Source organism: Pseudomonas sp. NPDC087626 (assembly GCF_044743405.1).
Taxonomy (GTDB): Bacteria; Pseudomonadota; Gammaproteobacteria; order Pseudomonadales; family Pseudomonadaceae; genus Aquipseudomonas.
In genome coordinates this window covers 44,660-52,647 of sequence record NZ_JBIUWJ010000040.1, presented here as the reverse complement: position 1 = coordinate 52,647, position 7,988 = coordinate 44,660, and the positions used below count along the sequence as shown (strand labels likewise).

The window sequence follows — 7,988 nt, the reverse complement described above, 5'->3', positions numbered from 1 at the left end:
TTTCCCCATGTGAGAGTAGGTCATCGTCAAGATTAAATTCCGAAACCCCTATCTGCGTATGCAGGTAGGGGTTTTGTTTTTGTCCGCGAGAAAGTCCGGCGCCAACCTGACATATCTTTCATGTTCCAGGGCCGCCATTGGGTGGATTAACCCTGAAGTGGACCCAGGGTTTTGTTAAGGTGCAGCTCGTTTTTCAAGGGACTGATGACACGCCCAGGGACCGGCGGTTAATCCAGTCAAAGAGTTGCCGTAGAAATGCCTGAACCCATCCCCATCAAGGACCACGAGAAAGAAACCCGCCTGGTCAACAAACGGCTAATGGCCTGCGCGCTGCTCGTGGCGGCCATCACTTGCGCCCTGGTGGTGCGCTTGTACATCCTGCAGGTCGTCGAATTTGACTACCACTCGACCATCTCCGAAAACAATCGGGTGCACGTGCTGCCCATCACCCCAACGCGTGGCCTGATCTACGACCGCAATGGGGTGCTGCTGGCCGATAACCGGCCCAGCTACAACCTCACCCTCACCCGTGAGCGCGCTACCGATGTGAAAGGCGAACTGGATACCCTCATCAGTTTGCTGCACCTGCCTGGCGAAGACCGTGCATTGTTCGACAAGGCGCTGAAACAGATGCGCCATCCTTTTGTCCCCGTCACCCTGTTCTACGAGTTGAGCGAAGAGCAAATCGCCATCATCGCCGTCAATCAGTTCCGCTTGCCGGGCATCGATGTCGAACCGCAGTTTGTGCGCAACTATCCGTTGGGCGCGCACTTTGCCCACTCCATCGGTTATGTCGGGCGGATCAACGAGAAAGAATCCAAGACCCTGGACTCGGTGGAGTACCGCGGCACCCAGTCGGTCGGCAAGACCGGCATCGAGAAGTTCTACGAGTCCGAGCTGCACGGTCACGTTGGTTACGAAGAGGTCGAGACCAACGCCCAAGGGCGCGTGCTGCGGGTGCTCAAGCACACCGACCCGATTCCCGGGAAGAACATCTTCCTCAGCCTCGACGTCAAACTGCAAGAGGCTGCGGAAGCCGCACTGGGTGACCGGCGCGGTTCGGTGGTCGCTCTCGACCCGGCCACCGGCGAGGTGCTGGCCATGGTCAGCAAGCCGAGTTTCGACCCCAACCTGTTTGTCACCGGCATCAGTTTCAAGCAATACGCCGCGCTGCACGACTCCATCGACCGCCCGCTGTTCAACCGCGTGCTGCGCGGCCTGTATGCGCCGGGCTCGACCATCAAGCCAGAGGTGGCGATTGCTGGCCTGGATGCCGGGGTGGTGACGCCACAGACTCGGGTCTTCGATCCGGGCTACTACCAATTACCCGACTTCGACCACAAATACCGCAACTGGAACCACAGTGGTGACGGCTGGGTCGACATGGACGCGGCGATCATGCGCTCCAACGACACCTACTTCTACGACCTGGCGCATAAGCTGGGCATCGACCGCCTGCACGACTACATGGCCATGTTCGGCCTCGGCGAAAAAGTCTCGCTGGACATGTTCGAAGAGTCAGCCGGTCTGATGCCATCGCCCGCCTGGAAACGTGCTACGCGCCGCCAGGCCTGGTTCCCGGGGGAGACGGTGATCCTCGGCATCGGCCAGGGCTACATGCAGGTCACCCCCCTGCAGCTCGCCCAGGCCACGGCGCTGATCGCCAACAAGGGCGTGTGGAACCGTCCGCACCTGGCCAGGAGCGTCGATGGCATCGCGCCAGTGGACGAACATCCAATGCCGAACATCCTGTTGAAAGACCCGCGCGACTGGGAGCAAGTCAACCACGGCATGCAGATGGTCATGCACGATGCACGCGGCATTGCCCGGGCGGCAGCGGCGGGTGCCCAGTACCGCATCGCCGGCAAGAGCGGCACCGCCCAGGTGGTAGCGATCAAGCAGGGCGAACGTTACAACCGGGCGAAGACCTTGGAGCGCAACCGCGACAATGCCTTGTTCGTCGGTTTTGCCCCGGCCGAACACCCCAAGATCGTAATCTCGGTGATGATCGAAAACGGCGAGGCCGGCGGTCGTGTCGCAGGTCCCGTGGTGCGGCAGATCATGGACGCCTGGCTGCTGGACAACGACGGCCACCTGAAACCGCAATACGCCAGCCCGAGCAAGGCTCATGGCGACCCTCAGGTATGAAGTTGGCCTGCGTGGCACTTGCCAGTTGCTTGACGTTAACGTAAACGTAGAAGGCGACGCCGATTGTCCATGGCGCAGGTTTTGCTTGAGGAAAGTGTTGTCCGAGTCATCGGGCAAACTTCCCTTTACTGCCATCTGAACCGGGTGTAGACATTTGCCCATGACTCGCGTGCTTCGTCGCGAGTATGCACATGGCCCGGCGAGGTACTGGGCGGACCGATCCGGAGCGCTTGATGAGCCTTATAAAAACAACAACCGCAAAGCTGCCACACGAAGCCCGGCTCGCCCGGGAGAAACTGCACCTTGAAGGCGAAGTCCCCGATGGCGTGTTACGCGCCGAAATCGATGCTTCATGGCGACGCAGCCTCAGCCACGGTGTGCACTTCAATGGCAAGCATGAACTGGCGCTGGAATCGAGCGCGAGCCTGGACCTGCTGTTGGCCAGCAATCGGCTGCTGATCGACGCGGCCCTGCCAGCCATCGATTACCTGGCCGAACGCCAGGGCAAGGAAGGGCTGATTATCCTCGCCAACTCCGATGCCACCATCCTCGCGGTCGAAGGCCGCGCCGATCGCCTCAAGGGCAGCGGTCTGCAGGACATCACCCTCGGCGCCTGCTGGAGCGAAGCCGTTCGTGGCACCAACGCGCTGGGTACCGCCCTGGTAGAAGCACGACCGACGCTGATCGATTGCGGCGAACACTACCTCGATCGCCTGAGCGATTTCTCCTGCACCTCCGTGCCCATTCGTTGCCCCCACGGCGACATCCTCGGCGTACTCGACCTGACCCGCGAAGGTCCGCTGGGCCGCGCCCACGACAGCAGCGCGCTGCTGGCCATGGCCGTCAGCCAGATCGAAAGCCGGGTGTTCAACGCCAGTTATCCGGACGAAATCGTCCTGGCTTTCCACAGTCGCCGGCAATACCTCGAATCCCCCTGGCAAGGCTTGCTGGCCGTGAGCCTGGGCGGGCAGATCCTCGCAGTCAGCGGCCAGGCCTGCCAGTTGCTGCACGCCGAGCGTTCGGCGCTGGTCGGACGACGCTGCGAAGAGTTTCTTGGGGTCGACGGCTTGCAACTGCTGGCGCGTCTGCAGCAGGGCGGTGTCGGCAGCCTGCAAACGGCCAAGGGCGAGTTCTTCTACAAAACCCTGCGCGCCCCCCAGCGTTCGATCAACCTCAGCACGCCCGCGCGCAGCAGCGCAAAACCGCTCAAGGCGCCAGTGGAGCTCGAAGCCCTGGCCGGCAACAATCCGCGTTATGCCCGCGCTTTGCGCATGGCCCGCCAGGGCCTGGCCAATCAATTGCCAGTGTTGCTGCTGGGAGAGACCGGCACCGGCAAGGAAGTCATCGCCCGCGCCCTGCACCTGGCCGGCGCCCGTTGTGACAAACCTTTCGTCGCGGTGAATTGCGCGGCGATCCCCGAAGGCCTGATCGAGTCGGAACTGTTCGGCTACCGCGAAGGCGCATTCACCGGTTCGCGGCGTGGCGGCATGGTCGGGCGCCTGCAGCAGGCCCACGGCGGCACCCTGTTTCTCGATGAAATCGGCGACATGCCCCTGGCCTTGCAGGCACGTCTGTTGCGCGTGCTGCAGGATCGCAAGGTGGCGCCGTTGGGTGCCGGTGAAGAACAGGACATCGACGTCGCGCTGATCTGCGCCACCCACCGCGACCTCAAGCGCCTGGTGGAAGACAAACATTTTCGCGAGGACCTGTTTTACCGGGTCAACGGCATCAGCGTGATGCTCCCGGCCTTGCGTGAGCGCGAGGACTTCAGCGCTTTGCTCGCCCGCCTGCTGGTCAAGCTGGAGGCCCCGGCGGTAGTCCTGCATGACGACTTGAACCGCTTGCTCGGTGGCTACCATTGGCCAGGTAACATCCGCCAACTGGAAATGGTCCTGCGCACCGCGTTGGCCATGCGCGAGCCGGGGGACAGCGTACTGACCCTGGATCACCTGCCCGACAGCATGCTCGACGAACTGAACGCCAGCGAACGCCCGCAGGCGGGCAGCATCCGCGAGAACGAACTGGAACTGATTCGTCAGTCCCTGGACAGCCACCAGGGTAATGTCTCGGCCGCCGCCGACGCCTTGGGCATCAGTCGCGCGACCCTGTACCGCAAGCTTAAACAGTTGCGCAGCTGATGCGGCGCTGGATTGTCAGGCTGGTCGACAGCCCCAACTCCCAGGCACTGGACGCCGCGCTGACCTGGCTCTACAGCTTCGTGCGGCCGCACCGGTTGGCGATCGGCGGGTTGTTGGGGTTGTCGATGTGCGCCTCGCTGCTGGTCCTGGTGCAGCCCTGGCTCACCAAGCTGCTGATCGATGACGGCTTGCTGGCCCGGGACTTTTCCATGCTGGTGCTGATCGCCGCGCTGATGATTGGCGCGGGATTGCTTGGCACGGCACTGTCGGGGATCAACCGTTACCTGCACACCCGACTCTCGGGGCGGATTCTATTTTCCCTGCGTGACGACCTGTACCGGCACCTGCAAACCCTGTCGCCGGGATTCTACGGGCAACGGCGGATCGGCGACCTGATGTCGCGCCTGGATGGCGACGTGGCCGAGATCCAGCGCTTTGCCGTGGACTCGCTGTTCTCGGCGGTATCCAGCGTGATCGGCCTGGTCTGCGCGGTGGCCATGCTGCTGACCCTGTCGTGGAAACTGTCGTTGCTCGCGTTGATCCTGATTCCCCTCGACGTGCTCTGGTTGCGTTGGATGCGGCGCAAGGTCGAACGGGATGTGCGGCAGTTGCGCGAGCGCTCGGCGGACATGTCCTCGTTCATGGTCGAGACCCTGCCGGTGATGAAATTCATCCAGTCCGCCGGCCAGCAACAGCGCGAAGCGCGACGCCTGGAATCCCTGGGCCATGGTTACATGAGCCAGTTGCTGCGCCTGCAAATCACCGAGTTCTTCACCCAGGCGGTGCCGGGCACCCTGACCTCCTTGTCACGCGCCTGTGCCTTCCTGATCGGTGGCTACTGGGTGGTGCAGGGCACTTGGCAGTTGGGGGCATTGATCGCCTTTTCCACCTACCTGGGCATGGCCGTCGGGCCGGTCCAGAGCCTGCTAGGCCTGTACGTGGCGATCCAGCGCATGACCGTCAGCCTCGGCCGGGTAATGGAGCTGCGGGGCGAAACGCCGAGCGTGCTGAGCCCGCTCACGCCACAACCGATGCCGACCTGCGGTGAACTGCGTTTCGACAACGTGCACTTCAGCCACCCCGGCCGCCCGAGCACCTTGCGCGGTATCCAGGCACGCATTCCCTACGGCTTGAAGGTTGCCTTGAGCGGTGGCTCCGGCGTCGGCAAGTCGACCCTGATCGACCTGCTGCAGCGTCATCACGATCCGCAGTCCGGTCGGGTACTGCTGGGGGAGGTCGATCTGCGGGAGCTGGACCTGTTCCAATTGCGCCGGCGGATTGCCGTGGTCAGCCAGGACATCGTGTTGTTTCGCGGCAGCCTGGCCGACAACCTGGCCTACGCGGTGCCGGACGCCAGCCGCCAGGCGATTGCTGAAGTGGCGCGGCTGGCGCAACTCCAGAGCCTGATCGAGTCGTTGCCCGAAGGCCTCGACAGCCCATTGGGCGAGCGCGGCCAGCAGCTCTCGGGTGGGCAGAAACAGCGGATCGCGATTGCCCGCGCCTTGTTGCAGGACCCCTTGATCCTGGTGCTGGACGAAGCCACCTCGGCGGTGGATGAAACCACCGAGCGCGAGGTTATCGAAGCCATCGACCGACTGTTTGCCGGGCGCACGCGGATCCTGATCAGCCACCGTCCCTCGACCCTGGCCGATGCCGATTTACGCTTTGAATTGCTCGACGGCCTACTCATTGCAAAAACGGTGCTGCATGAAGCCTGAACTGCTGGTCGGTTTGGTCGACAGCGGCCACTCGGCGGCGCAGCAGCCGCTGGTGGTTGCGCGAAGACGTTTCTCCCTGCTGGACGATGGGCTGGCCGAAGGCGCGCTGTGTGACGATCCGCTGGGCCATGGCAGCGCGGTGCTCGAGGCCATCGGCCGGCGCGCGCCCGCAGCGCGGTTTTGTGTGGCCCAGGTGTTTGACCAGCGCGGGGTCACCAGCGCCTTGCAGATCGCCACCGCGATCGATTGGCTGGTGGCGCAGGACGTTCGCCTGATCAATCTGAGCCTCGGCCTGCGTCAGGATCGCAGCCTGTTGCGCCAAGCCTGCGCCGCGGCGCAGGCCCGCGGCGTGTTGCTTTGCGCCTCCAGCCCGGCGCAAGGCGAGGGGGTGTTTCCAGCCAATTATCCACAGGTGCTGCGGGGCACTGGCGATGCCCGTTGTGCCGAGTCGCAATGGTCGTGGCTCAACAGTGCCCAGGCGGATTTCGCCGCGTGCGTGCAGGGCACCCACCCAGGACAGTCGGGTGCCAGCCTCGGTTGTGCGGCGCTAAGCGGGCACATTGCCGCGTTCCTGCTGGCCCACCCCCAAGCCAGCAATGGCCAGGTTATCCAGTGGCTACAGGATAACGCCCACTATCGTGGCCCCGAACGGCGGAGTGGCTCATGAGCGCACTGCTGATCCTCGGTGCCGGGCCGGCCGGTGCGGCCACTGCGCTGGGCTTGCGCCGGCTGGGTTACCCAGTGACGCTGGTCAGCGAATGGCGACGCTTTGCGGCACTCGAAGGGGTTTCCCTGCGGGTGCTGGAAGCCTTGCGTGGCGCCGGGCTGGAACAGGCGCTGGCGCAGGGGGCACTGGCGTCCCAGCGACAGGTGTCGTGGAACGGTCAGCAGCATGCGCAGAATATCGAGTACCTGCTGGACCGCCCGAGCTTTGACCGCGGCTTGCGTGAGGACCTGCGCCGAGCGGGCGTCGAGGTCATTGAAGGCCGGGTGCTGAACGTTCAGTCGAGCGCATCGGGACATAGGATCGAGGTCCAAGGGCGTGAGCCGCTACTGGCGGATTTCCTCATCGAGGCTCGGGGGCGTCAGTCCCCGGCGCTCGGCAAAGGCCTGCGCGGACCGGAAACTGTCAGCCTGCTCAATCGCTGGCAGGGCACGCCGGGCAGTACCGCCAGTGCGGTGGAAAGCCTGGAGCAGGGCTGGGCATGGATGGCCCGGCGCGCTGACGGTCAGTGTTATTGGCAATGGACGGTGGACGTGGCCAGCGCCACATTGCCGGCCAAGGCACTGTTGCTCGACTACTGTCGCCAGCGGCGAGCGGCTTCGGCACTGGCCAGGGCATTCTTTGCCGATGTAGCGCAACTCGACGTGCAACTGCATGCCCGCAGCAGCACCGCCATATTGTCCTCGCAGGTGTGTGGCGACAACTGGATCCGGGTCGGTGATGCGGCGATGGCCGTGGACCCGCTGTCGGGCAACGGTATTTTCCAGTCCCTGTCATCGGCCCTGCAGGCCCCGGTGGTGATCAATACCCTGCTGCGCAAACCCGAGCGGGCGGCGCTGGCCCAGGGATTTCACCGGATGCGGGTGGAACAACTGTTCCTGCGGTTTGCACGGATCGGCCGGGACTTTTATGCCGACGAACAGCGCTGGCCGCAACAGCCGTTCTGGCAGGCTCGCCGGCAGTGGCCAGACAGCCAAGTGGCACACGCCGAAGCAGACTTTGCCGCGCTGCGGATTGAGCGGGCACCGGTGCTCAAGGACGGCTTTGTCGATGAGGCCGAGGTGGTGATCACCGCAGACCAGCCATTGGGGATCTGGCATGTGCACGGAGTGGAGCTGGCGCCGTTGCTGCGGCGGTTGCGTAGTCAGCCCGCCGCAGAGGCGCTGGCAGGGCTGACGGCAGAACAGGGAACATTGATCAGGCGCTGGTTGTTGACGCAAGGCTACCAGCCCTGAAATGGGTGCTGACTGGGCGGGTCTA

The 7,988-nt window shown here is 63.8% G+C and carries 5 protein-coding genes; all 5 read left to right on the top strand.

Annotated elements, in window-relative coordinates; translation table 11 throughout:
- The first annotated feature begins 255 nt into the window (after positions 1–255).
- The 5 genes from mrdA to ACIOVD_RS24930 all read left to right on the top strand — a co-directional run bounded on the left by mrdA (position 256) and on the right by ACIOVD_RS24930 (position 7,963).
- A complete protein-coding gene (mrdA, locus tag ACIOVD_RS24950) occupies positions 256–2,148 on the top strand; it encodes a penicillin-binding protein 2 (RefSeq protein ID WP_401130804.1) in 1,893 nt (630 codons plus the stop codon).
- 233 nt (positions 2,149–2,381) lie between these two features.
- The gene (locus ACIOVD_RS24945) at positions 2,382–4,286 is read left to right on the top strand and encodes a sigma-54-dependent Fis family transcriptional regulator (RefSeq protein WP_095165628.1); all 1,905 of its coding nucleotides are present in this window, start codon (positions 2,382–2,384) and stop codon (positions 4,284–4,286) included.
- Complete coding sequence (locus ACIOVD_RS24940) at positions 4,286–6,004, top strand: ABC transporter ATP-binding protein (RefSeq protein WP_401130801.1); 1,719 nt, start codon at positions 4,286–4,288, stop codon at positions 6,002–6,004. Before ACIOVD_RS24945 ends, ACIOVD_RS24940 begins: the two co-directional genes overlap by 1 nt.
- Complete coding sequence (locus ACIOVD_RS24935; protein WP_401130799.1) at positions 5,994–6,671, top strand: S8 family serine peptidase; 678 nt, start codon at positions 5,994–5,996, stop codon at positions 6,669–6,671. The genes ACIOVD_RS24940 and ACIOVD_RS24935 overlap by 11 nt, the downstream gene beginning before the upstream one ends.
- On the top strand, positions 6,668–7,963 hold the full coding sequence (locus ACIOVD_RS24930) for an NAD(P)/FAD-dependent oxidoreductase (protein WP_401130797.1): 1,296 nt from the start codon (positions 6,668–6,670) through the stop codon (positions 7,961–7,963). The genes ACIOVD_RS24935 and ACIOVD_RS24930 overlap by 4 nt, the downstream gene beginning before the upstream one ends.
- Positions 7,964–7,988 lie beyond the last annotated feature (25 nt).